Consider the following 421-nt stretch of genomic DNA (forward strand, 5'->3'; position numbering starts at 1 on the left):
CACATAAAGCCCGATTTAGTTTTGATCTATCGAAAGCCAGATGCCAAAACACTAGAGCTTTTACGACTTGGTTCCCATTCTGAACTGCGTTTATAATTGGATCTTCAATTCATAGTAAAAAGAATTTTACGCATTTTTTTCTTTTATGACAGTTGTTCAGTTCTTTGAAAACCACTGCTTTAAATGTGCAATGACATTATCTAGCGCATCCATGAGGCGTGCAAAATCAAGGATCAACAAAAAAATAAAAAACGCTATCCATTTCATCAAGCGAGACATCATTTTCACACTTTGGTAGGTAAGTATCATTTCCTGAAGCATTTCTTTTTCTGCTTCTGTAAGCTCTGTGTGTTTTTTGGATTTTTTTCTAACCATGTTTCCACCCACACAAGCGTTGACCCTGCTTGTTATGCTTTAAGAT

General features: G+C 35.9%; 2 protein-coding genes. One reads left to right on the forward strand and one right to left on the reverse strand.

All coding sequences use genetic code 11. From position 1 onward, the window contains the following. On the forward strand, nt 1-96 hold a 96-nt coding region (locus J7R13_RS09080), incomplete at its 5' end, for a type II toxin-antitoxin system YafQ family toxin (RefSeq protein WP_208438330.1). Between the two features lie 60 nt (nt 97-156). Here the strand turns inward: J7R13_RS09080 and J7R13_RS09085 are convergent. Beyond that, nucleotides 157-375 (reverse strand): membrane protein, encoded by a 219-nt coding sequence (locus J7R13_RS09085; RefSeq protein ID WP_026500787.1) that lies wholly within the window; start codon nt 373-375, stop codon nt 157-159. Nucleotides 376-421 lie beyond the last annotated feature (46 nt).

This window comes from Bartonella taylorii 8TBB (assembly GCF_902825155.1).
GTDB lineage: Bacteria > Pseudomonadota > Alphaproteobacteria > Rhizobiales > Rhizobiaceae > Bartonella > Bartonella taylorii_A.

Coding starts and splice junctions, on each gene's coding strand:
- J7R13_RS09085 (WP_026500787.1), bottom strand. CDS start 375: ATGGTTAGAAAAAAATCCAAAAAACACACAGAGCTTACAGAAGCAGAA.